Here is a 25,022-nt window from a genome sequence, read left to right as displayed (position 1 = left end):
TTTATCTTCCACCATTCTTGTTTTTTTCTATTATACATAAAAATACCCTACAGGGTAGACTTTTTTTAATGTCTACTCTATAGGGTACATTTTATAAAACGACTAAATGGTGTTTTATTTTATGATTATAAAAAGAAAAGAGTCAATGAGATAAAAAATATTTTTATTTTGTGAACACCGCTTAAGAACAAATAAGGAACGAAATACAGTGCGTGATTACTATTGACATAAAAGAGAACATGATTTAAAATTTTGTATGTACAAATAGATATTAAAAAATACAAAATATAATAATTGATTAGACCCTTATAAGAAGAAAAAGGGTATTTTTTATTTCATATGGATCTATATATAGTATAGGAGTGTATGAAAAACACAATATATAGAAAGAAGGATTTTGTAAATGGTTGAAAAAATCAAGAAAAGAGATGGAAGAATCATAAATTTTGCACCGAGTAAAATTACTGCAGCAATCTTTAAATCGGCGCACGAAGTTGCTAAGGAAGAGGGAAAAGAAGCATCTTATGGGGTTGCTGAAAGTGTAACACAAGAGGCTGTTGCACTTTTGAATAAAAAATATGTAAATAATATTCCTACTGTTGAGCAGGTGCAGGATATAGTAGTAAAAGTATTGATAGAAACAGGACATGCAAAGACAAGTGAAGCGTATATATTATATAGGGCAGACAGAACGAGACGTAGAGAATCTAAAACTAGATTAATGAAGACCATCCATAACATTACACTAAAGGATGCAAAGGAAAGTGATACAAAAAGGGAAAATGCTAATATAGATGGCAATACAGCTATGGGAACAATGCTTCAATACGGAAGTGCTGTATCAAAGGAATTTTGTAAAACCCATATGCTAAAAAGAGAACATGCTTTAGCCCATGACAATGGAGAGATCCATATCCATGATTTGGACTTTTTCAATATGGGTACTTTAACTTGTGCACAGATTGACATTTTAGAATTATTTAAAGGTGGTTTTTCCACAGGACATGGGTTTTTAAGAGAACCACAAGATATAACAAGCTATGCTGCTTTAGCTGCTATTGCCATACAATCTAATCAAAATGATCAACACGGTGGGCAGAGTATACCATTTTTTGATTATGGATTAGCACCAGGGGTGAAAAAAACATATAGAAAGATTTATCAAGAGAATCTTTCAAAAGCACTGACGCTACATTTTGACTTAGAAGATGCGCATGCAGCAAAGTTGGCAGTAGAAATTATAAATACTGCTGAGAAACAGTCAAACAAAGCATTAGCCTTAAAATCAATAGAAGTATATGAAGTTGTGATTAATCTTTTGATGGATCAGTTTCATATCAGCAGGGAACAAGCGGATAAGACACATAATTTTGTGAAAAAACATACTTATCGAGAAACAGATAGAAAGACTTACCAATCAATGGAAGCTTTCATACACAATTTAAATACGATGCATTCAAGAGCTGGCGCACAAGTACCATTTAGTAGTATTAATTTTGGAACAGATCTTTCAGAAGAAGGTAGAATGATTTCAAAAAATGTACTTTTAGCCACGGAGGCTGGACTTGGAAATGGAGAAACAGCCATATTTCCTATATCCATTTTTAAAGTAAAAGAAGGAATCAATTATAATCAGGAAGATCCTAATTATGATCTGTTTAAATTAGCGTGCAGGGTATCTGCTAAAAGATTATTTCCAAACTTTAGTTTTCTGGATGCCCCTTTTAATCTAAAGTATTATATGCCAGATCGTCCTGAAACAGAAGCAACTTATATGGGTTGTAGAACAAGAGTTATAGGTAATGCCTATGATTCATCAAGAGAGATTGTATCAGGAAGAGGGAATTTATCCTTTACTTCTGTAAATCTTCCAAGATTGGCCATAGAATATGGGCAAGTAACCAATGGAAAAGTAGATTTAGATGGATTTTTCAAAGGGTTAGACCAAAAAATAGATTTAGTAATGAATCAATTATTAGAAAGAATGGAAGTACAAAAGAGTAAAAAAGTAAAAAATTTCCCATTCCTTATGGGTCAAGGTGTATGGTTAGATTCAGATGATTTAAGCTGGGAAGATGATCTAAGTGAAGTGATCAAACATGGCACATTAACCGTTGGATTTATTGGACTTGCAGAAAGTTTAAAAGCCTTGATTGGAAAGCATCATGGAGAAAGTGAAGAAGCACAGGCTTTAGGATTAAGAATTGTAAAGCATATGAGAGATCGCTTAGATAAGGCCGCAGAAGCATATAAACTGAATTTCTCTTTAATCGCAACACCAGCAGAGGGTCTTTCAGGAAGATTTACAAAGATAGATAAGGAGAAATTTGGTATAATCAAAGGGGTAACAGATAAAGAATATTATACAAATTCATTCCATGTACCTGTATATTATAAAATAGGCGCCTATGATAAGATACAATTAGAAGCACCTTATCATGAATTAACCAATGCAGGGCACATCACATATGTAGAACTAGATGGAAAACCATCCCATAATTTAGAAGCTTTTGAGACAATCATCCGAGCAATGTATGAAGCGGGAATTGGTTATGGTTCTATTAATCACCCTGTAGATCGTGATCCAGTATGCGGATTTAATGGTGTAATAGATGAAGTATGTCCTGGATGTGGAAGAACTGAAGAAGATGGCGTGAAATTTGAAAGAATAAGAAGAATAACGGGTTATCTTGTTGGAACAGTTGATCGGTTTAACAATGCAAAGCAAGCAGAAGTAAAAGACAGAAAAAAACATAATATGTAAAGGATGTTTAACGATGTTTATTCGGCTATCTCATAAAATAACAAAAGAGAGTATTGTAGACGGTCCAGGTTTTAGAGCAGTTATTTGGACACAAGGATGCAAGCATAACTGTAGAGGTTGTCATAATCCTTCTACCCATGATTTAAATGGTGGATTTTTGATAGATATTGCTACTATAGAAGAAGAGTTGATGACTTTAAAATTACATAAAGGTGTCACTTTCTCTGGTGGAGAACCATTTGAACAGCCTTTAGAATGTATAGAAATAGCAAAGATAACGAAACAATTGGGGCTTAACATATGGTGTTATACAGGATATACATTTGAGGAACTATGCAATGAAAATGGGAAAAGATATAAAAAAGGATGGAAAGAGTTCCTATCGTATATAGATGTTTTGGTAGATGGGCCTTTCATACTAGAAAAGAAAAGTTTACTTTTAAGATTTAGAGGTTCAGAAAATCAAAGGATTATAGATGTGACAAAATCATTAAAGTATCGTGTAGCTATGATGAAGGAAGAATATGATACAATGGAAGAAATCGCAGTAACAAAAATTTAGTGGAGATTTTTAGTGTGAAATAGTTATCATTACAGATGTTCATGCGAATCTAAATGCGACCTATGTGATTTTAGATATAAATAACAAGGTATAAAAAAACATCTTTTCAATGTATATAAAATACGATGAAAAGATGTTTTTATATTTTAGGTGAAGAATCTGCATAAAAATGGGTAAAATGAATACTAAGATCGACAAAGAAGGTTAGAAAGGAAAGTGGAAATATGAAAATTACAACCATTGGTTACTGGGGGGCTTATCCTGCGGCAAATGAGGCTACTTCGGGGTATCTATTACAATCAGAAGGTGAAAATATTTTGATCGATTGTGGTTCAGGGGTTTTATCAAATATGCAAAACTATATAGAGCTAGTAGCGCTAGATGCAGTGATCCTATCGCATTATCATGCAGATCATATGGCAGATATATATACCCTACAATACGCCATGAGAATATTGATGGATTTGAAAAAAAGAAAAAAGCCACTTCATATTTATGGACATGCAGAGGATAAAGAATTTGAAAAACTTCATTATTATGATTACACCATTGCTAATGCCATTGATGAAAGAAAGCCTTTGAAACTAGGCGAGTTGACTATTTTCTTTAATAGAAATGTACATAGTGATACTTGTTTTTCTATGAGAATAGAAAAAAAGAACAAAAAAATTGTATATACTGCAGATACTGGATGGGATGATACGCTCATAAAGTTTGCTGATAAAGCAGATTTACTCATTTGTGAATCTAGTTTATATAACGAAAATGTAGGAACGATTACAGGGCATCTTTCAGCAGGAGAAGCAGGGAAAATTGCAGCAATGGCAGATGTTAAACAATTGGTTTTATCACATTTACCGCATTTTGGAGAGCATGATGATCTGTTGAAGCAAGCAAGGGAAAATTTTGATGGGAAAATAGAAATGGCAAAAACAGGTATGAACTGGCGATTATAGAGGAGACTATTTATCGTAAGTTGTTGAAGATTGACAAAGAATAGGATATAGATTAGAATATTGAGTAATATGGAGAGTGAACTGGAGGCGAAATTTGACATGGATATAGAAAATAAAAGAAAAGAAGTCCTTTTTTCTAGAGAAGATATAAAAAAAAGAGTAGAGGAATTAGGTAAACAAATTACAGCGGAATACAAAGGAAAAAAACTAGTGGCGGTATCTCTTTTGAAGGGAAGCTTTGTTTTTGCAGCAGATTTAGTGAGAGAAATTGATGCCCTTGTTAAAATAGAATTTATGGCTACTTCAAGCTATGGACATGGAGAACAATCTTCTGGTAATGTAAATATATTATATGATTTAAATACAAACCTTGAAGGGTATGATGTTTTAGTCGTAGATGATATTGCTGATACGGGTATTACAATGGAGTTTGTTTTGAAACATTTAAAATCCAAAAATCCTGCGAGTATAAAATGCTGTGTATTATTAGATAAACCATCTAGAAGAAAAACGCAGTTAGAAGCGGATTATGTTGGATTTACGATACCTGATAAATTTATTGTAGGATATGGATTAAACTACGGGGACTATTATAGAAATGTTCCTTATGTGTTTGCCTTTGTTGATTAATGATAAAAAAGTCAATAGTATACTAAAACCCTATAGCGTAGATTAATAGAAAAGAATCTACGCTATAGGTTTTTTGATAGGGAGGAAACCTTAAGTCGTATTATATGAGGGCATTGGTCCAAAATAGTTCTGCATATTTACAAGTAACAGAATCAAAAACAAAAATGTTTTATGGAGGAAGAAGGCATTGTTTTATAAAACAAATGATATTGCGCGAAAAACAAACATTCATCCTAATACTGTAAGGTTCTATGAACGAATTGGACTGATATCACCTGTTCCAAGAGGAGAAAATGGATATAGGTTGTTTAATAATAAACACTTATATCAAGTAATGATTTTAAGGTGCATTTTTCTTGATGAGTGGCCAGGAGAAAATATTCGTAAAGCTTCTGTGAAATTAATTGATGCTATGAAATCTTGGGAAGTGGAAGCGGCTAGAAAGTATACGGAAGAGTATATGAAGATTATTGAAATAGAATATAGGAAAGCCATAGAGGCTATCCGAATATTAAAGCAATGGGCAGACAGAACAGTAGTAGAAGAAACAGGAGAAATCTATAGTAGAGCAGAAGCTGCAGCAGTAGTTGGGGCTACACCTGAAGCCCTCAGAAATTGGGAGCGAAATGGACTGATTGATACACCACGAGTTGGAAAAAACAAAAGTAGGATATACGGTAGGAAAGAAATTGAGCGTCTTAGTATAATCTATATGTTGCGACAGGCAAGATACAGTATGTCTGCTATACATAGGTGCTTAAATAAGTTTGATAATGGGTGTAGCGAAGAAGCCCTAGAGGTATTACATAATCCAAATGAAGAAGATATTGTATGGACAGGAGATCGCTGGCTATATACTATACAAAAGACTGCAGATAAAGCAGAAGAAATTGTTAGGATATTAGATGAAATTGAAGGATAATTTATTAAACCCTACATTTGTACACCACCCTTTCCTGCGATGATATACTTCAGAAAGTAAAGAGTTTTATCAAATCTTGGAGGTGTAGATTATGGGATTATCAGTGAAAGGTAAAGATTTTATCAGGACATATCTTGAAAAGCTAACGGTGGAAATAGGTCAGCGCCATGTGGGAAGTGATGGGAATAGAGAAGCAGTAGATTTTTTTTATAATGTTATGGCATCATTGGGCTATGATATGCAAAAAGATGGTTTCGATTGTATTGAGTGGGAATGTAGTGAAGTGCATTTAAAGGCTGGAGACGAGGAGTACCAGGCATTTTCAAGTCCCTATTCGCTACCCTGTGATGCCAGTGCAGAATTGGTGCATATATCTACATTTGATGAATTAAAAAAAGTAGATGTTTGTGGGAAAATACTGGCGATTACTAATGAGTTGACGAAAGAACAGATTATGCCAAAAAACTTTGTATTTTATAATCCAGAGGAACACAAACAGATGATATCCTTATTAGAAGAGAAAAAGCCTAAGGCAATTGTTTGTATTACTGGGCATGGAGAAGGTGTATCAGGGGGGCTCTATCCTTTTCCAGTATTTGAAGATGGAGATTTTGATATACCATCAGTTTATATGAAAGATGTAGATGGTGAAAAATTAATAAAATTCGTTGGACAGAAAATTGAGTTGTCAATCGAAGCGGAAAGAATTTTTGCCAAATCATATAATCCAATTGCAAGAAAAAAAGGTGAAGGAAAAGGGAGGATTATATTATGTGCCCATATAGATACGAAGAAAAACACACCAGGTGCATTAGATAATGCAGCTGGCGTGGCAGTATTAATGGCTTTGGCAGAAGAACTAAGAGAATACAAGGGACTCTATGATATCGAAGTTATTCCCTTTAATGGTGAGGATTACTATGCAGTACCGGGACAAATGTTATATATCAATCAAAACAATGGGGATTTTAAAGATGTGAGATTAGTGATCAACATTGATGGCGTAGGCCATAAGGATTCAAAATCGGCGTTCTCGTTTTATAATCTGTCAGATCATGAGACAAATAAAGTAATGAGGGTTATTGGTAATTATAAAACCGTAGTCAAAGGAGAAGAATGGTATGAAGGAGATCATTCAATGTTTCTTCAGAAGGGTGTCCCCTGCATTGCGGTGACATCAGAAAATTGCAGAGATGTTGTTATGAATATTTCCCATACGCCAAAGGATACAATAGACAATGTGGACATAGCATTGTTGGAGGACTTGGTTACTGTATTAAAAGATATTATTAGTAATGCCCTTTAATAGAGTAATCTCAAGGAATAGAACAGACAAAAACTAGAGCCATCCTACACAGGAGGGCTCTTTGCTCTAATAATAAAAAACCGTCGATATAATGTTACAGTGAACCGTATCATAAGTAAATGCGAAAACAGTATAAAAGCAACATATATCAATGCTTTCAGAGTATTTTTTATTTTTTTAAAATTAGAATAAGTAAAAAGTCTGGCACCCGAGCCTATTTTACTATCTTATTTTTTCAGGAGAAATGCCAACATTGAGACAAACATTAATATGAACCTGTAATTGCGGTTCGCAACCTCCAGCGGTCAAAAGGCTAGAAATAGTAATCATTTCTCGTTCCTGTAATGAAAGTCCCTCACGACAGTAAATATCTCCAAAGGCAAATTCAATAATGTATCTTCCTAAGTCTGGTGCTATTGATTTCAGCGAGGCAATGACATTCTCCCCACCTTGTCCATTTGTATTACCTCCATTTTTTTAGTATATTTATACTGTACAATGTAGAGTTAACTCTAAGTCAATATTTTTCTTGGAGGAAATATTGATAAGTATAGTATACATTGGACATTTTCTTAACCAAACTTCCCTAATATAATTACTGATTTTGCTATATTCTTTAATTTTAATAGGTCACTACAACCTTGCTCCTACAAGTTGATGAACCTTTCTTAGTGAATCTTTAACACCTAATAACTTATCTTTATGGCTTGTTTCTATTACATAACATCCTGTTAAAATATTTCTTTTTTCTTTGTCTTCTTTCTTTACAAGTCTTATAACTATTACCTTTTCATCATCTTTATTGATTCCTTTTGTATAGAACGTTGAAGTTTTTCACATCGTCAATAAATCTAGTTTCTTTTAATGTGTCCATTGCATTTTCTATATGTATTGGTTAAATCATAAAGAAAAAGAGTGTTTTTATCAGGAAATAGGGATATTTCGTTATCTCTTAATGACTTTTCAATAGTATTTTTATGTGAAAAGAGAATATCAGGTATCTCATAAACTGCATTTTTACCTGTTTTTGAAATATATATATCGAGTAGTTCTATTAAAGCAGTACGATTTTTTAACTACTTTAAAGTAGCTAAATCATTATCTAGAGCGGTCAATATTCCTATAATAATTCCTTAGCGTTTTTGACTTTGATTTTGAAAAGGACTCCATTTTTTCCAGTTACTTAGTTGTAAGATTTTTAGGATTTTTAAGCCAAATATATCTAGTACTTTTGAGTAGCTCATTTTTTTTTTTTACTTCTTCATGGATTCTTTTTACTACATGAAACTTATCAAATGTAAATACTAGCATCAGGAAAGTGCTTTTTAGATCCACTAATAAACGAGGGGGTAAAATAAAAGCATGTGCTTTGCTATTTATTATTGGAAAAAATATAAGGCATATATTATATAAAAAATAAAAATATATAAAACGTTATGGTTGACATAAATGTGAAGCGTGCTAAAAAACAAAGTAAAACATAGAAAATATACACAAATATATGCATATATAATAGTAAAATGATCCAATTATTATATATTATGTTAAAAAACATTGACAAAATCTTCTGATAAATCTATAATGGTAATATAACAACAAAAACGTTTTAGTAAGTATGAGGTGACTGTTTTGAAAAAACGTATTACAATCAAGGACATAGCAGACAAGGCGAATGTTTCCCTAGGGACTGTACACTGTGCATTGTCAGGAAAACAGGGAGTGAGTGAACAAACACGATTGCGTATTCAAAAAATTGCTAAAGAATGTGGATATCGCCCCAATGCAGTTGCAGCATCGCTAAAGCGTAAAACCATTCGCATTGCTGCAGCGATTCCAGGTCCAGCGGAAGACAACAGGTTCTACTTTACCCATGTGTGGGAAGGCGTGCGTGAGTACATGCGCTCAATGGGTGATTTTAATGTAGAATTGCTTGAATTTCAATACTATAACGACTATAGTGGTGTTAACAATCAAGCGAATGAACTTAACGATTTGTTGAAGCATACGAAAGTGGATGGGTTATTGACGATAGGCTACACAGATATTCGGGGAAAAATGTCTATTCAGCTGTTTACTGAAAATGACATTCCTGTTGTTCTTATAGGCACAGATTTGCCACAATCTGGAAGACTATGCTGTGTGAAGCCGAACTATCAAATTATCGGACGAACATTAGCGGAGCTTATTATTCGTCAAATACCAAAAGATGGTGGCATCCTGCTTTGCGCTGGGGATGCGGCAATTCCAGCGCATTATATGATTACACAAGGTTTCGATGCTTATCTGGAACAAAAAGGATTTAAAAATCCTGTGTACAAGATCCACACTAACAAAATGAAAGAGGAAGATTACAATCGTATTGTTCGAGGGTTACAGCGTCCAGAGGTGACTGCGTGTTGCAGTGTAAATGCTCGTAGTAGTGTAATGCTTGGAAAAGCATTGATTGAAACAGGCATGGCTGGGCAGATGACAGCAGTAGGGAGCGACTTGTTTGAAGAAAATTTTGATTATTTACGAACAGGTGTATTTACTTATTTGGTGCATAAAAATCCTTATATGCAGGCATATTTATCTGCGAAGTATCTGGTAGAATATATTCTTCGAGGTATTCGTCCGCCTATGGATACTGTCTATGTAGGTAGTGAAATCGTTTTCCAAAGCAGTATGTCAATGTATGAAGATGAAGTCTACAAGTTGTTATTTTAGCAAAATCAAATTCAAGGGAGGATTCATTCAATGAAAAAAATATTTTCTTTGCTTCTTGTAATGGTAATGCTCGTAACTTTATTGTCAGCGTGCGGTTCTTCATCAAGTTCCAAACAGGTATCTGAAACAGATAATAGCAACACGAATGCTACAACAGAAAAAGACAAACCTTCATATACTTTTAAATATGCAGAATTAAACCCTGACGGACATATCATGGCTCAAAGCGGACAACAATTTGCTAAGCTTGTTTCTGAGAAATCAAACGGACGTATCAAAATTGAGGTATTCCCAGCGGGCCAATTGGGTGATGAAAAAACGATGTACCAAACCTTGCAAATGGGTGGGGGTGCAATTGATATTTGTCGTGGAAATACCAATGCCCTTGGGGATTTTGGAGCTAAGAAACTAACATTGTTTGGATTACCTTTTATTTTCCGTGATCGTGCACATCTTTGGAATGTACTAGATAGTGAAATAGGAGAGGAATTCCTTCGTGAACCTGAAGAAATAGGTTCAAGTATGCGAGGGCTCTTCTATCTTGACGAAGGTAGTCGACACTTCTTTACATCAAAAGATATTGTAATTGATAGTATTGATGACTTTAAAGGTCTTAAATTACGTGTTCCTACAACGGATCTTATGACTGATACGGTCAGTGCTTTAGGTGTTCAGTCAACGCCTATTAGCTTTTCAGAACTTTACTCTTCACTTCAAACAGGTACAGTAGACGGTGCGGAACAACCCTTCTCAGGTTATTTCTCAAATAAATTTTATGAGGTTGCTCCAAATTATATTCTAACAGGGCATACATATAGTCCTTCTATCGTACTTATGAGTGAGTCTGTATGGAGCAAGCTTGATGAGGAGGATCAATCTTTGGTTATGGAAGCTGCAAAAGAGGCTGAAAAATGGAATCGTGAAAATATAGAAAAACTTGACACGGATCTTTTAGAGCAAATCAAAGCTGCTGGTGCTAATGTAGTAGAAGTTCCAGACAAGACACCATATATTGAAGCTACAAAAAGTGTTGTGCTAAAATATGCTACCGGTTATGAGAAGTACTACGATGCCATTTTGGCAAAATAATTGACTGAAAGCAGAACTGGGGATAGTTAAGTTAGGTGTCCCCAGTTCTATCATTAGATTAAGAATATAGGAGGTATGCTATGAAATGGGTTACAAAGTTTTTTGACGGCGTATACTGGTTCTTTATGACCTCTTGCAAGTTAGCATTCATAGGCATGGTAGTTATTACTGCGTATGTTGTGTTCAATAGATTTGTTATCAAGGATAGCCTTGTATGGGGTGAGCCAGTTGTACTGATGTGCATGGTATATATGTCCCTTGTCAGTGCTGCACTTGCAATACGCAACGATACACATATCCGTATGGCTGTGATTGATTTTATTGCACCTGAAAAGGTTGTATCTGTGATGCGTGGTATGGCGCAAGTTGCCATTTTTGGTTTTGGGTTATTTATGATTGTTTATGGATGGCAGTTTTCAATGCTGGCAGGAAGAAATATTATAACTGGTGTAGGCATTAAATCAATGTGGTTATATCTTACCTGTCCCATTGCAGGTATTGCAGTATGCTTGATGGGAATTGAGAGATTGGTTAACTTTTTTGATCGTCTCAGGAGAGGTGTTACACTCCATGGAAATACTATAGTAGATGAAGCGAAGTTATTGGCAGAAGATGCTGTAGAACAAATTCGTGAAACGGAGGGAAAAGACAAATGGATGTAAATATAATTGCCATATTAATTTTAATAGGTTCCTTTTTTATTATGCTAATTTGTCGGTTCCCTATTGCATTTGCTATAGGTGTTTCGAGCCTTCTAACAACGATGTATCTGGGATTGCCGCTAATGCAGATTGCACAGCTGATGGTAAAAGGTGTAAATGTATTTACGCTAATGGCAGTGCCATTTTTTATCATAGCTGGTGAAATTATGGGTGCAGGCGGTATTTCAAAAAGACTTATCAATCTTTCAAATGCTCTTGTGGGTTGGCTAAGAGGTGGGCTTGGTATGGTAAATATCGTTGCATCAATGTTTTTTGGCGGTATATCAGGTTCTTCAACTGCTGATACAGCATCTCTTGGAACCATTCTTATTCCAATGATGAGGGAACAAGGTTATGATGATGAGTTTTCAACGAATATTACTATGGCAAGTTCGGTTCAGGGGCTACTTATTCCGCCTAGCCATAATATGGTCATGTATGCCATGGTAGCAGGTAGTGTGTCTATAGGGCGTCTATTCCTCGGTGGAATAATTCCTGGAATCACGCTAGGAATTGCTTTGATGATATACAGCTATATTCTTGCTGTAAAAAGGAAATATCCTAAGGGGGATCCATTCGATATCAAGCATGTATTGAAAACATTGGCAGATTCCATTTGGGGACTTGTAACTGTTATCATTGTTGTATTTGGGGTTGTTACGGGCGTTTTTACGGCTACAGAATCTGCAGCCATTGCTGTAATATGGTCAATGTTTGTTAGTTTTTTTATTTACAAGGAACTTACACTAGCAAAAATGTGGCGTGTTTTTGAACGATCACTTGGTACTCTTGCAATTGTGATGATTCTTATTTCTACATCACAGGTTTTCGGGTGGCTTATGACCTACTTGAAAATGCCTGAACTGGTGGCAAATGCAATTACTAGTATGACAGATAATAAATATATTATCATATTTATTTTAAATATAACTATGTTATTGTTAGGTACGATTATGGATATGTCAGCTATCATTCTTGTAGCGACACCAATTTTGCTACCAATAGCGGTTGGCGCTGGACTCGATCCAGTACATTTCGGGGTAATTATGATATTGAATCTCGGTATTGGCTTAATTACACCACCTGTAGGAGGAACACTGTTTGTAGGTTCTGCAGTATCAGGTGTGCCTATTGAGAAACTGATAAAAACACTGTTACCGTTTTTCGCGGTGATGATAATAGTATTGCTTATTATCACTTACATCCCAGGTATTGTAATGTTCATCCCAGATCTGGTTATGCCTGTAATGGGAAGTTAGAGGAGGATTTATGTTGACCAAGCATTTTGTTTACGAAGATACAGGCGCAAGCCTTTCTTATAAGCGAATAGCTAATGCAAAAGGTGCAATTATTATCTGTCCAGGAGGCGGGTATAAGTTCATCTCGACTCGGGAGGGTCAACCGGTTGCAGATGCATTTTCTGCTTCGGATTGGCAAGTATTTGTACTTTCTTATTCTACAGGAGAAAACCTTTGGACGAAGCCACTTAAAGAGCTTGCATGGGCTGTAAGGAAGGTAAAAGAACACGCTATTGAAATCGATATTGAGGGAAAGCCAATTATTGTTTGTGGTTTCTCAGCGGGCGGACATTTAGTTGCAAGCCTTGGGGTTCATTGGAATGATCCTAACATGTTTGGGCTTGATAGCATGAATAAACCGGATGCTCTCATTCTTTGCTATCCTGTTATCACCACAGGTAGATATGCTCATAGAGAAAGCATAAAGGCTCTTGTGGGTGAAAGAGATGGATCCTATTTCTCTTTAGAGAAATACATAAGCAAGAATACACCGCCCACATTTTTGTGGCACACAATGGCTGATGAAACAGTTTCTGTACAAAATACAATCTTGTTTGCGCAAGGGTTGGCAAACCATGGTATTCCTGCTGAGGTACATCTTTATCCCTATGGTGTCCATGGACTATCTCTTGCAACGGATGCTGTAGCTGAGCTTGAAAAAGGACGTTTGCCAGATATACATGTAGCTGGTTGGTTTGAACAGTGTATACAATGGCTTGATACTATTAATAAAGTAAAGGAGTAGATTTTATGACTATTTGGAATAACGAGGACGAAATGTTTGCGCTTATGAAAGAAAAACTATATACACCTGTTGTTGGCGATATTTTGGATGTAATGGGATACACACATCAGTTCATGCCACAATATATTCGGCCATTGCAAAATGATATGAAGATCGCAGGTAAGGCATGTACAATTCTTGAACACGATGTATTCGGCGTTCAAAAGAAACCTTTTGGACTGTTGACAGAAGCATTGGATCAGCTTCAAGAAAATGAGGTGTTTGTAGGAACTGGTGCACGAAATAGTGCTTTGTGGGGAGAACTTCTTACTGCTACTGCAAAAAAACGTGGTAGCGTTGGTGCGGTAGTGGATGGTTGGCACCGAGATACACCACAAGTACTCAGTCAAAATTGGCCTGTATTTAGTAAAGGTTGTTGGGCACAGGATTCTAGTATTCGTACAAATGTGGTAGATTTTCGATGCACGATCGAGATTGGACAAGTTACAATTCATGACGGTGACATTATCTTTGGCGATATAGATGGTGTACTAGTAATCCCCCAAAAAGTTGCGGAAGAAGTGATTCAAAAATCACTCGACAAAGCGACAGGTGAAAAATTGGTACGAAAAGCTATCGAAGATGGCATGAGCGCTACAGAAGCCTTTGCGAAATTTGGAATCTTATAAGGAGGATACGATGGAACAACAAATGGCATTTCAAATTAATTTTCGTGATAATGTGGCCACTGCACTAACCGAATTAAATAAAGGACCTGTTGTTTTAAGAGGTGATTCATTGCAGAATGTAGTCGATGTGAAAGAGCATGTTTTAGTGGGGCATAAAATAGCTTTGCGGGATATAGATTATGATGAAGATATAATAAAATACGGCATAGTTATTGGCCGTGCAACCCAAAGTATTGCTAAGGGGAAATGGGTGCATTTGCATTGTATGCGTAGTATATATGATGAACGTTCTAGTCATCTTGACATAGTAACAGGAAAACCGAAGGACATCAAATATGAATGAGGAGGTATTTATGGAACTGAATAATATGCGATGGCAAGGATTTGCACGTAAGAATGGTCGCATTGGTATTCGTAATAAAGTACTTGTTATCTATACCGTAGAATGTTCTTCGTTCGTTGCAAAAGAAATAACGCGAATCAGTGACAATGTGGACATAGAGTGTGTAGGATTTTCTGGCTGTACCGACAACGAATATGCCGTGCGCATGCTCATTTCTCTTATACGCCATCCTAATGTTGGTGGAGTGCTTGTGGTTGGATTAGGCTGCGAATACGTTCAACCTGAGTGGTTGGCTAACATCGCTGCAGAGGAGGGCAAGCAGCATGCTTGGATGTTTATACAGACAGAAGGAGGAACCAAAAAAAGTATTAATAAAGGTGTCATGATAGTACATGAAATGTTGGATGTACTCAAAGAAACTCTACGTGTACCAATGAGTATATCAGATCTTGTTATCGGTGCCGAATGTGGAGGAAGCGACTACACCAGTGGACTTGCTGGAAATGTAGTTGTAGGACGTTTTTATGATATGCTCATAGAAATGGGGGGTACTGCCATTTTTGAGGAGATTGTGGAGGCTATCGGACTTGTCGATTTGCTTACAGCCCGTGCAGCAAATGAGCAAGCGCGCGATGAACTTCAATATACTTATTATAAGGCACTGGACTATTGTAAAGCTGTGAGGCAATATTCTGTCAGTCCCGGCAATTTTGCTGGGGGGCTTAGTACCATAGAGGAAAAGAGTATGGGAGCCTTTGCAAAGAGTGGATCAAAACCCATTGAAGGCGTTTTGAAGGTAGCTGGAAACCCACCACATGAAGGACTGTGGCTTCTTGATTCTACGCCAGATCCCCATTGGATGCAGTTCGGTATCACAAATCCTAATGATAACGAAGGCTTGATGGACCTTATATCTTGCGGTTGTCACATTGTACTTCTTGTTACAGGGCGCGGAAATGTAGTGGGTAGCGCCGTTTCTCCTTGCGTGAAAATAACAGGCAACAGCATTACATACGCACGAATGAAAGATGATATGGATTTTGATGCAGGCCTTGTTCTTTCGGGTGACTGCACACTCAACGAATCGGCACAATCTCTCGCACGAATGATAGCCAATGTTGCTTCAGGTACATTGACCAAAAGTGAGGTACTGGGACACAAGGAATATTTTATTCCATATAAATATCAAGAAAAGCAAGTCGCTTTGCCATCAAAATGTACACACTAATTGACCATTACAATAAAAAGGAGGGTTTATAATGTCAATTGATTTTGCAAATTTTAACATTCACAAAGTTTATTCCCTGGAGGGAAAGACTGCAATTGTAACAGGAGGATCCACGGGACTAGGGCTTTCAATTACACGATGCTTAATCAGTGCTGGGGCAAAAGTGATTGTCCTAAGTTTTGAAGCACCTGAACAAGCTACAGACGCATTAGCTGAATTTGGTGAAAAGGCAATATTTTATCAGTTTAACATCACTGATACGGATCATACCCAGGAAATAGTGGATAAGATTATCGCTGAACACGGACCAATCAGCATTCTTATTAATAACGCAGGTAATCACTGCAAAAAATTCATATGGGATATGTCTGTAGAAGAATATGTAAGCGTACTGAATGTGCATCTTGTTGGAGCTTTTGCGCTGACTAAAGCGCTGATACCACATATGAAAACTTTCAATCAAGGTAGTATTGTTTTTATGGCCAGCATGACCAGTTATATAGGGCAGCCACAGGTTAGTGGTTATGCTACGGCAAAAGCAGGATATCTTGGGCTGATCCATACACTTACTGCTGAGTGTGCTGAGTTTGGTATCCGTGTCAATGCCATTGCACCAGGTTGGATTGATACACCCATGTTCCACAAGGCAACGGATAATGATCCACCGCGATTGGCAAAAATTATGGGACGTATTCCTACTAAAACAATTGGTGATCCAATGGATGTTGGTATGTGTGCCGCATTCTTATGCAGCGATGCAGCGCGATACATCACTGGAGCTTGTATTCCAGTAGATGGCGGTGCGCTTATCGGTTTTTAGAGGTGAACAAAATGAATAGAAAATTTTCAGAGGAATTATTTCTTACAAACGAGACCGGGCGCAAACTATATCATACAGTTGCTAAGCAAATGCCTATTATTGATTATCACTGCCATTTGAAACCCAAAGAAATTTGGGAGAATAAAGAATTTGAAGATATAGGCGAAATGTGGTTGGCTGGTGACCATTACAAATGGCGTGCCATGCGCACATTTGGCATTGAAGAAAGATATATAACTGGTGATGCAAGCTATTATGAAAAATATGTGGCTTTCGCCAAGATACTACCACAGCTGATTGGAAATCCTATTTACATTTGGTGTGCACTTGAATTGAAACGATTTTTCGGTATTGATGAGCCTCTGAGTGAAGCTAATGCAGATGACATCTATAACAGAACAAAGAGGCTGATTCGTGAAAAAAAAATGACACGCCGATGGTGCATGGAAGTTTCGAATGTAAAGATCGTCAGCACTACGGAAGATCCTATTGATACTTTGGAATACCACAAAAAGATGCAGACTGATACGACAATGAAAGTCAAGGTGTTGTCTGCATTCCGCCCTGATAAAGCTATGTTTTGTGAAAAAGATGATTTTTCAAATTATATTGCTAACCTTAGCAATGCCGCACAAAAAGTTATTAATAGTTTTGAGGATTTACTTTCTGCATTAGAAAAACGTTTGAAATTCTTTAAAAGTATAGGAACTAATATCAGCGATGATGGCATTCCTGATTGTACATGGGAGGATTATACTTCAAAAGAAGTTGAGGATATTTTTGCTAAGGCAATTGCAGGAAAACAGCTTAATGAACAAGAAATAAACCAATACCGTTCAGCTTTTTTATTTGAGATGGGGCGTATGTACAAACGTAATGGATTTGTGATGCAACTGCATGTAGGAACTTACCTTAATGCAAATACAAGCAAGGCGGCTGCTATAGGTGAATCTACAGGCTTTGACTGCACCGATGATCGTACTAGCGTAAAGAGCATTGGCACTTTGCTCGACCGGCTAACATCCATTGATGAATTACCAAAAACTATTTTATATCCACTTGACAGCAGTAAAGTTGAAAATTTTGCTGTGCTTGCTGCCGCTTTTTGTGAAGGCGGGACTCGTGCCAAGGTGCAACTCGGCGCACCTTGGTGGTTTAATGATCAGGTTTATGGTATTGAGCGTCAATTTGATGCCGTAGCAAATCTCTATCCAATCAGCTTGTCTGTTGGCATGCTTACTGATAGTCGCAGCTTTTTAAGCTATCCGCGTCATGAACTTTACCGCCGTGTACTTTGTAATTACCTTGGCAATCTCGTAGAGCGTGGAGAATATTTTTCTGGCGAAGAGGAGCTAAAAAGCATTGTGGAGAATGTTTGTTATTACAATGTGAAGAATTTTTTTGGCTTTTAGAGTCAGAGTAAGTATAAATTATAAAGGCCGTCTAACCAATTAGACGGTCTAATTTATAATATATAGCTATTTTTGAATAATTAAAATGAGTAATTAAGATGCTAGATAAATAAAAATTATGATGGATGCGAATCAAGGAATGGATGTACCTTCAGCTGCCCCAGCAATTCTAAACAATATTCCGGTGCTACCACACTATTATAAGGACTATGATGTTCCATTACTTACTACAATTGCTAAATCTTACGGAGCAGAATCATTTGATTGGATTGATGAAATCATAGACAATTATATGGTTATAGAAAATGGCTATGCATGTCCGCGTCAAGGTAATAGTTGGGACTTTAGATTTAGAGAAGACTTCTTAGAGGAGGTGAAGTAATGGAGAGTAATACAGCAAATACATTAGAACGATTGTTTTCATTAGAAGGAAGAGTAGGCATTGTTACTGGTGCTTCAAGCGCCATTGGAGAAGGCATAGCAAATGTTTTAGCAAATGTAGAAATGTAGGAGCCAAAGTTTATGACTTAAGTAGAAGCGGAAAAAGCGCAATAGATCATTATAATATAGTAAGAATACCAGTAGATATTACAGATCGTGAGAATGTGAAAAAAGTTGTAACTGAAATCGGTGAAAAAAAAGGGTTGGATTTTCTAATTAATAATGCTGGAACAACAAAAAGATGGCGTGCAGAAGATCTAAGTGAAGAATATTGGGATAAGATACATCGTCTTGACTTGGATGCTGTTTTTTACATGAGTCAATATGCATATCCTTATTTAAAAAAATCTAAGCACGTAGGACGAATTGTTAATATTTCTTCAATGGCAGCACATTTAGGATTTGAAGAAGTTGTACCTTACTGTTCTACTAAAGCAGGAGTAACTGGTATTACACGAGGATTAGCCATTGAATGGGTCAACGATAATATATTAGATTAGTGCATAGGAAGGTTCACGTACCAGAAACAAAGCAAACCAGTATATTATTACAAATAGAAATAGCAAGTATTTGTGGTTCAGATATTTCTTCTTCTAAGCGCTATATAGTTGGATATAAATAGGTGTCAGAGTCTTCTTTAGCGGTTTTTATCATATTCTCCATAATTTTTTTTGCTGTCTCGAGATTACCAACTAGGGATATTGATTTTTGTGGACATTCAATTACACAATTAAAACAGTGAATGCATGGATTATTAATATTTTTGATTGTAGATTTATCAAGATTTTGTTGTAAATGGCATATAGGACATACATTTATGCATTTACCGCATCTTATACATTCATTGTCATCGATTACTACTTTAGGATATCTTTTTTCATGCCAGACTTTTTCTTTAAATACTATGTTTGCTTTTAAATACGTTTTTCTGCTTTGATAGTTAAGATATTTTGATTTATCTTTTAAAGAATACAAATCAACTGATCTAACACGTTCTACAAGTTCCTCAATAGTAGAAATTATTTTATCTTCAGATGGACAGCTGTTATACTCTTCTATCATAAAGGCTCTAGTCATGCGATGTGAACTGGATACTTTTAAACCAGCTAAAACTTTTCTTCCACTTTTTTTTAGTAGCTTCCCTGCTTCTTCAAGAGCAATACCAGAATGAATACCACCATAAGTAACAAAGGGTATTGCGACTTTACCCCATCCATTTAGGGGTTTAGGCAGATTTTTAATTAAGTCCTTAATATGATATTGAAGATGATGTGCATACACAGGTGATCCTATAAATAGAATATCATGTTCTGGTATTGTTTCTTGTAAAAAAGTTTGTTTAATCTGCTAAAAATACACGCTCTATTGAAATGAATATGATAAATGTAATGGAAAAGAAGGCACTATTTAAGTGGTTAAATCGCAGAAGTCAAAGGAGAAGCCTTTTTAGATTGTCAAGTAAGTGGATCAATCACAAGATAGGAATATAGTTATAAGTTTAATTTGAATTAGATGAGAAAGAGATTTATCAATTGAAAAATCTCTTTAAATAAATAGTATTGCTAATTATATAAACATTATTTTATAATAAACTGCATTATGGTGAACCTTATCATAAAGAGTTAAAAAAAAATGATTTTATTAGAACACTTCTTGAGAAATGCTATGATATAATAAATTTTGGGGTAGTGCGACACTTCTATGTTGCGTGTATAGTTGGTAGAATGCCAACCTTGAAACCGAATAAAAGCAAGGCTAAATGATTTTTCAATCAAGTGATTTCTCGGGTCTCATTGTCTCCCTGATTATATGCTTTGTACATAAGATAAATCAGGTGATTCATCTTGAACGAACTCCTTGCACAATAATGCTCTTATATACCCTCTATCCGAAGTGGTTGAATGAATATAAAAGCCCAGACTATAATAAAAGTGCATAAGAGATGTTATCTTTGATGCAGTGTGGAGAACTACAGATTTAATGTTGTCTTTTACAAGAGCATCCTCCACTGCTAGAAAGAGGGCTTTGCCTATGCCATTGTTTTGTATTGTCGGCTTAACGGCAAAACGACTGATATATGCAATGTTCCCTGGCATTATTTCGTAACGTATGGAACCAACGGCTTCATTGTTTAAACATGCAATCAGTATGTTTTTATTGGCAAACTCATCCTTTATTGTTTCTTCCGTCTCTTTAAGTGCAGAGACCTTCTGGGGAAGACCGAGGTTCAGGGCATATTTATTAAAGGCTTCTCTTGTTATCATGTATATATCTTTTATATCTGAAATATCGGCTTTTCTAATTATCATATCCATATATTGTTACTCCAATCTATTTTTATTTCTCATAAATATACGCCAGATTAAGGTATTTAAAGGTTTTCTACTTTTATAAATTGCATTAATTTTGCTTTATGGGAAAGGTATTTCAAAAACCTTTTTATAATTATACAATATTGCGGATAAAAATACAAGGCTTTGTTTTTACAACTGCCTAGGCATAATATGCCCTAACTGTTTCATAACACCCATGCAATTCCGATGGTTTTTAAGAGTTCTTCTAGATATATCCACTAATACAAAATTAAATACTAGATGTTAGAAAAGAAGAGGAGATTATTCCTTTCTAATGAATAAATAACAAGGCACTTCAAAATAAATAATAAGTCATTTTTTTTATAATATCTCAATTCTAAGACATTAAGAAAGAAATAACAGAACATTTTTAGCAAAAAATATGAAGGCATCCTTAAAATTAGGTTTTAATAGTTAATAACGACAAAAACCCAAAAAACATAACAAAGGATACTAAGGCTACAGCAGATTTTATGGTAGATAGCATAGAATCTTATTGGCTTAAAAGTAGATATTGGAATGGCGATATTCTTGATAAATATGAAGCTATTTTAGGGTTTACAAAAATCATGACTTGAAAAGGGAAAAATACTTTTGTAAAACTTATTGAAAAAGTATATGAAGCTGGTAAAAAGTAAAAAAAGAGATAATGAAGATTTATGAAACTGTACTGGATAGAACTGAAGATATTAAAAAATGGTTTGTTATGACATTACCATAAAAATGAAAAAGAGTTCTTTATATGGAAATAAAAGTATAGGAAATTGTTTTTGGGGTAAAGGGAAAGTGTATATTTTTTAGTGAAAAATAAGTATGGAAGCTACCCAATTAGTATAATTTAGGAAAACAAAAATTGTAAAAACCCAGTTTAAACTTGATTTTTAAATTTAAACTGGATTTTAAATATAAATTGGCTTATTATTTTTTTAAACATGACTTATATTGTCTATTTTAAATCACGAAGAGGATATAAATCATCAACAGTCAATGCTACAGAAAATCTATAACCTGCAATAATAGATGTGGGACTTAAGGCAGGAAGCTCTGTATAAGGATGATCGAAGATATTCAAAGAAGCTTGCCCTTTCCAAATCGGAGATACCTTAACATCTCTTGATTTAAGTTGAACTAGTTCATGAACAGCAGGTTTATCGTGCTTAGACTTTACAAGTTCTGGAAAGTGTCTTAATAAGACAGCACCTGCAAAAGTGGGTGAAGGAAATGAATTGGTTTTTTCTTCAAGCGTAATTTTCGCTTCTATTAATCTACGTCCATTTGTAGATAGAGCAGTACCAAACTTTCCACCTTCCCCAACGACTGGAGCAGCCTTTGAAGATAAGTCATACGGTCTGGTTATCCAAGTTTCGCCAAGCTGTTTTGGCCAACCTTGAATAAGACCACGCATAAGAGCTTTATCTTGATCAACCCAGATGAAAGGACAGTAGGCTACCGGGGAGCCATTATAGCTTGCTGATAGTAGAACGATAGTTTCACGGTATTGACTACAAACTGGGTCAAGATATTCTTCACCAGTCTCACTTGCATATTGCCATTCAATAAAGTATACTGCGCATTGAGCTGAAGATAGTTCAAGACCTTCTGGTAAGAATGATGCAGCAATATCTTCATTTACTTTGTATTCAACTGCAATAGCATTACCTACATAATGCCATGGTGGGTTTGGTACAAGACTAGATTTACCAAGTGGTGTGCGAGGAAGAGTGTATCCTTTAATCATATTGTTATGACCTCCTTTTATAATTGTAACTATATTTTAATTCATTGAAGTATAGTGATATTGTAAGAAATTGATTTATGTGATACATAAAAAAATCAATATTCATAGAATTACAATAATTTTTGAGTAAAGATTTTATAAAATAAATGATATAATAAAATAAAAATATTCTTAAGAGGTGATATTTATGAAAGGGATAGAGTATTATAGATCAAAGGTACTTGATATGATTGAAATCAAAACTTGTTCTGATGATTTACATTCGTATAAAAATCATATTCATCAAGAATTATCAATTGGATATATTCAAAAAGGTTCAACTATGCTAAATATTAATGGAAAAGATTATAAGATTAAGGCTGGAGAGGCTGTAATTATATATCCATATGTAAGTCATAAATGTCAACCTATAGATATCAATAATTGGGAATTTACAATGATTTATATAGATAACAAATTTTGTAAAGAAATTGTTGGAAATTTGACTATAAAAAATTCAATAGGAGTAAAAAAATTAGGTAACGATGAATTTAATAAAATAAAATATATAGCAGATATTCTTAAAAGTGATGTAAGTAGACCTGATAAAGAAGTAGCATTGATAAATATTATTAATGAGATATTTGACACATGTGAGATAGACATACAATTTCAAAGTAGTAAAAAAATGAATTGGATAAAAAAATATATCGAACATCATTTTCTTGATATGATTCAACTAACTGATATTGAGGATACTTTTAATGTTAATAAATTTTCTCTAATTAGAAATTTCAAGAGTAAGTTTAATACAACACCAAATGCTTATCAATTACAACTTAAAATAGACTATGCAAAGAATCTGATAAAAAAAGGTGGCAGTATAGTTGATATTGCACTAGAGGCAGGCTTTTATGATCAACCGCATTTCACTAAGGAATTTAAAAAAGCTTATGGGATAACACCACTTAAGTATCAAAAATCACTTATCTGATTGCTATCAATTTCATACAATAAAAATCATATTAATACCTCTATAATTTTATTATATTTTTAAGAGGAGGTATTCACATGAAATGTGTAATGATAATTGATAAAGATCTACCTATTGGAATTATTGCAAATACTTCTGCTGCATTAGGTATTAGTCTTGCTAGTCAGATAGATGGATTAATAGGTAAAAAATTAGAAGACATGGATGGGAGAGTACATGAAGGTGTTACCAATATTCCAATACCAATTTTAGCTCTGTCAAAAGAAGAATTAAAAAATAAATATGATGAAATACTAGAAAAAAAAGATGAAGATATTAAAATAATAGGATTTAGTGATGTTGCTCAAAAATCTTTGAGTTATGATGATTATGAAAATAAGCTGATTTTAACTGGTAAGGAGCAGATAAACTATCTTGGACTATGTATCTATGGACTTAAAAAGAAGGTTAATAAGTTGACTAGTAATTTTAAAATGTTAAGATAGATAGGTATACAGCTAAAAAGACAAAGATTCAACGATTACGTTGCACAATCGTTGAATCTTTATTTTACAATTTCAATCTATATTAAAAGATAATTTTAAATTCAACACTTTTATTTGTATTATAAGCTATTATAGTTCCTCCATGAACTTCAATAACTTGTCTTACAATAGCAAGGCCAAGTCCGAATTTACCTTCTTTATCTTTCTTATAAGAATCAAAGAGTTCCATGGGATCATTCAGCTCAAATGGTGGGCCATCGTTAGAAATTTTTACTTCTATTTTTTCATTTACGTCCATCAATATTTCAATTGAACTTTCAGCATATCGTAATTGATTCTCAATGATATTTTCAAAGGCAATGAGAATGACTTCTGGATCAACTTTAACTTCTAATTCTTTCAGATCTAGTTTCCAATTTAGTTCGGGTCTAACTACACTAAACTTTGATACGAGACTTTTAAGAAGTCTATCAACTCTAACAATTTCTCTGTTTTCAGAATACTCGAGTGCATGGCTAAGAGTATTTAGTCTTAGGAGTTGGGTAATTCTTCTTTCTAAACGTTCTGATTCTGTTTTGATTACTTGGGCAACTGATTTTTCTGAATCTACATCTATGCCGTCTAATATGGATTGAGCATATCCCTTAATGATCATAACTGGTGTGCATTACTATGGTTCCAGCCATTGACCACCATATTTTCCAACTGATGGATCTGAAATCTTTTTTCATGTTATCACTCCACTTTGAGTATATAGCCATAGCCATACACCGTTTCTAAAGGCAGATTGTAGATTCTCAAATTATCCTTCTTCAATACAGCATAATTTTCTCAGATTATATAATTCGATAAGATTCTTTTACTGAAATAATTCTTTCATT

At 34.9% G+C, this 25,022-nt stretch carries 26 protein-coding genes; 21 read left to right on the top strand and 5 right to left on the bottom strand.

The features are described from left to right. Positions 1-403: 403 nt before the first annotated feature. The 6 genes from EV214_RS17260 to EV214_RS17235 all read left to right on the top strand — a co-directional run bounded on the left by EV214_RS17260 (position 404) and on the right by EV214_RS17235 (position 7,140). Positions 404-2,764, top strand: coding sequence for an anaerobic ribonucleoside triphosphate reductase (locus EV214_RS17260; protein WP_132248034.1), 2,361 nt, complete (start codon positions 404-406; stop codon positions 2,762-2,764). A 13-nt stretch (positions 2,765-2,777) separates the two neighbouring features. Next, the gene (gene nrdG / locus EV214_RS17255) at positions 2,778-3,326 is read left to right on the top strand and encodes an anaerobic ribonucleoside-triphosphate reductase activating protein (protein ID WP_132248032.1); all 549 of its coding nucleotides are present in this window, start codon (positions 2,778-2,780) and stop codon (positions 3,324-3,326) included. Positions 3,327-3,550: 224 nt separating this feature from the next. Beyond that, the gene (locus tag EV214_RS17250) at positions 3,551-4,282 is read left to right on the top strand and encodes an MBL fold metallo-hydrolase (protein WP_132248030.1); all 732 of its coding nucleotides are present in this window, start codon (positions 3,551-3,553) and stop codon (positions 4,280-4,282) included. Positions 4,283-4,381: 99 nt separating this feature from the next. Beyond that, positions 4,382-4,912, top strand: coding sequence for a hypoxanthine phosphoribosyltransferase (gene hpt / locus EV214_RS17245; protein WP_132248040.1), 531 nt, complete (start codon positions 4,382-4,384; stop codon positions 4,910-4,912). Positions 4,913-5,099: 187 nt separating this feature from the next. Then, entirely contained in the window at positions 5,100-5,834 is a 735-nt protein-coding gene (locus EV214_RS17240; protein ID WP_132248028.1) for a MerR family transcriptional regulator, read from the top strand. Positions 5,835-5,925: 91 nt separating this feature from the next. Next, positions 5,926-7,140 carry a M28 family peptidase gene (locus EV214_RS17235; protein ID WP_132248026.1) on the top strand — a complete coding sequence of 405 codons (1,215 nt, stop codon included), beginning with the start codon at positions 5,926-5,928 and terminating at the stop codon, positions 7,138-7,140. A 222-nt stretch (positions 7,141-7,362) separates the two neighbouring features. Here the strand turns inward: EV214_RS17235 and EV214_RS19575 are convergent, their stop codons facing one another. Then, entirely contained in the window at positions 7,363-7,557 is a 195-nt protein-coding gene (locus tag EV214_RS19575; RefSeq protein WP_334295693.1) for a carboxymuconolactone decarboxylase family protein, read from the bottom strand. A gap of 1,212 nt (positions 7,558-8,769) precedes the next feature. Here EV214_RS19575 and EV214_RS17225 point away from each other — a divergent pair. The 13 genes from EV214_RS17225 to EV214_RS19250 all read left to right on the top strand — a co-directional run bounded on the left by EV214_RS17225 (position 8,770) and on the right by EV214_RS19250 (position 19,091). After that, on the top strand, positions 8,770-9,846 hold the full coding sequence (locus EV214_RS17225) for a LacI family DNA-binding transcriptional regulator (protein ID WP_165916445.1): 1,077 nt from the start codon (positions 8,770-8,772) through the stop codon (positions 9,844-9,846). Positions 9,847-9,876: 30 nt separating this feature from the next. After that, a complete protein-coding gene (gene dctP, locus EV214_RS17220; RefSeq protein WP_132248022.1) occupies positions 9,877-10,935 on the top strand; it encodes a TRAP transporter substrate-binding protein in 1,059 nt (352 codons plus the stop codon). Positions 10,936-11,015: 80 nt separating this feature from the next. Then, positions 11,016-11,597, top strand: a complete 582-nt coding sequence (locus EV214_RS17215; RefSeq protein ID WP_132248020.1) for a TRAP transporter small permease — start codon at positions 11,016-11,018, stop codon at positions 11,595-11,597. Beyond that, positions 11,588-12,895, top strand: coding sequence for a TRAP transporter large permease (locus EV214_RS17210; protein WP_132248018.1), 1,308 nt, complete (start codon positions 11,588-11,590; stop codon positions 12,893-12,895). Before EV214_RS17215 ends, EV214_RS17210 begins: the two co-directional genes overlap by 10 nt. Before the next feature lie 13 nt (positions 12,896-12,908). Continuing rightward, positions 12,909-13,679: an alpha/beta hydrolase gene (locus tag EV214_RS17205; protein WP_243116711.1), complete on the top strand. Its 771-nt coding sequence runs from the start codon at positions 12,909-12,911 to the stop codon at positions 13,677-13,679. 5 nt (positions 13,680-13,684) lie between these two features. After that, positions 13,685-14,347 carry an RraA family protein gene (locus EV214_RS17200; protein WP_132248014.1) on the top strand — a complete coding sequence of 221 codons (663 nt, stop codon included), beginning with the start codon at positions 13,685-13,687 and terminating at the stop codon, positions 14,345-14,347. A 10-nt stretch (positions 14,348-14,357) separates the two neighbouring features. After that, the gene (locus EV214_RS17195) at positions 14,358-14,690 is read left to right on the top strand and encodes a UxaA family hydrolase (protein WP_132248012.1); all 333 of its coding nucleotides are present in this window, start codon (positions 14,358-14,360) and stop codon (positions 14,688-14,690) included. Positions 14,691-14,700: 10 nt separating this feature from the next. Further along, positions 14,701-15,918 (top strand): UxaA family hydrolase, encoded by a 1,218-nt coding sequence (locus tag EV214_RS17190; RefSeq protein WP_330571336.1) that lies wholly within the window; start codon positions 14,701-14,703, stop codon positions 15,916-15,918. 31 nt (positions 15,919-15,949) lie between these two features. Next, positions 15,950-16,738 carry an SDR family NAD(P)-dependent oxidoreductase gene (locus EV214_RS17185; protein ID WP_132248010.1) on the top strand — a complete coding sequence of 263 codons (789 nt, stop codon included), beginning with the start codon at positions 15,950-15,952 and terminating at the stop codon, positions 16,736-16,738. Between the two features lie 11 nt (positions 16,739-16,749). Beyond that, positions 16,750-18,150: a glucuronate isomerase gene (gene uxaC / locus EV214_RS17180; protein WP_132248008.1), complete on the top strand. Its 1,401-nt coding sequence runs from the start codon at positions 16,750-16,752 to the stop codon at positions 18,148-18,150. Between the two features lie 118 nt (positions 18,151-18,268). Further along, the gene (locus EV214_RS17175) at positions 18,269-18,532 is read left to right on the top strand and encodes a hypothetical protein (RefSeq protein ID WP_243116710.1); all 264 of its coding nucleotides are present in this window, start codon (positions 18,269-18,271) and stop codon (positions 18,530-18,532) included. After that, positions 18,532-18,660 (top strand): hypothetical protein, encoded by a 129-nt coding sequence (locus tag EV214_RS19460; RefSeq protein ID WP_279233154.1) that lies wholly within the window; start codon positions 18,532-18,534, stop codon positions 18,658-18,660. The genes EV214_RS17175 and EV214_RS19460 overlap by 1 nt, the downstream gene beginning before the upstream one ends. Positions 18,661-18,701: 41 nt before the next feature. Then, positions 18,702-19,091, top strand: coding sequence for an SDR family NAD(P)-dependent oxidoreductase (locus tag EV214_RS19250; protein ID WP_330571338.1), 390 nt, complete (start codon positions 18,702-18,704; stop codon positions 19,089-19,091). 100 nt (positions 19,092-19,191) lie between these two features. On the opposite strand, the gene EV214_RS17165 is transcribed toward EV214_RS19250, so the two are convergent. The 3 genes from EV214_RS17165 to EV214_RS17155 form a co-directional block, all read right to left on the bottom strand. Continuing rightward, positions 19,192-19,872 (bottom strand): 4Fe-4S dicluster domain-containing protein, encoded by a 681-nt coding sequence (locus EV214_RS17165; protein WP_243116708.1) that lies wholly within the window; start codon positions 19,870-19,872, stop codon positions 19,192-19,194. A 524-nt stretch (positions 19,873-20,396) separates the two neighbouring features. Then, a complete protein-coding gene (locus EV214_RS17160) occupies positions 20,397-20,906 on the bottom strand; it encodes a GNAT family N-acetyltransferase (RefSeq protein ID WP_132248002.1) in 510 nt (169 codons plus the stop codon). A gap of 985 nt (positions 20,907-21,891) precedes the next feature. Continuing rightward, complete coding sequence (locus EV214_RS17155; protein WP_132248000.1) at positions 21,892-22,683, bottom strand: acetoacetate decarboxylase family protein; 792 nt, start codon at positions 22,681-22,683, stop codon at positions 21,892-21,894. A gap of 187 nt (positions 22,684-22,870) precedes the next feature. On the opposite strand from EV214_RS17155, the gene EV214_RS17150 reads away from it, so the two are divergent. Both EV214_RS17150 and EV214_RS17145 read left to right on the top strand, forming a co-directional pair. Further along, complete coding sequence (locus tag EV214_RS17150) at positions 22,871-23,656, top strand: AraC family transcriptional regulator (protein WP_132247998.1); 786 nt, start codon at positions 22,871-22,873, stop codon at positions 23,654-23,656. A 77-nt stretch (positions 23,657-23,733) separates the two neighbouring features. After that, on the top strand, positions 23,734-24,141 hold the full coding sequence (locus EV214_RS17145; protein ID WP_132247996.1) for a DUF2000 domain-containing protein: 408 nt from the start codon (positions 23,734-23,736) through the stop codon (positions 24,139-24,141). A gap of 82 nt (positions 24,142-24,223) precedes the next feature. Here EV214_RS17145 and EV214_RS17140 read toward each other — a convergent pair whose 3' ends face one another. Continuing rightward, complete coding sequence (locus EV214_RS17140) at positions 24,224-24,796, bottom strand: sensor histidine kinase (RefSeq protein WP_132247994.1); 573 nt, start codon at positions 24,794-24,796, stop codon at positions 24,224-24,226. Positions 24,797-25,022: the final 226 nt, after the last annotated feature.

Origin of the sequence: Marinisporobacter balticus (assembly GCF_004345705.1) — a bacterium.
Taxonomy (GTDB): domain Bacteria; phylum Bacillota; class Clostridia; order Peptostreptococcales; family Thermotaleaceae; genus Marinisporobacter; species Marinisporobacter balticus.
This window is presented reverse-complemented; position numbering and strand designations above follow the sequence as displayed.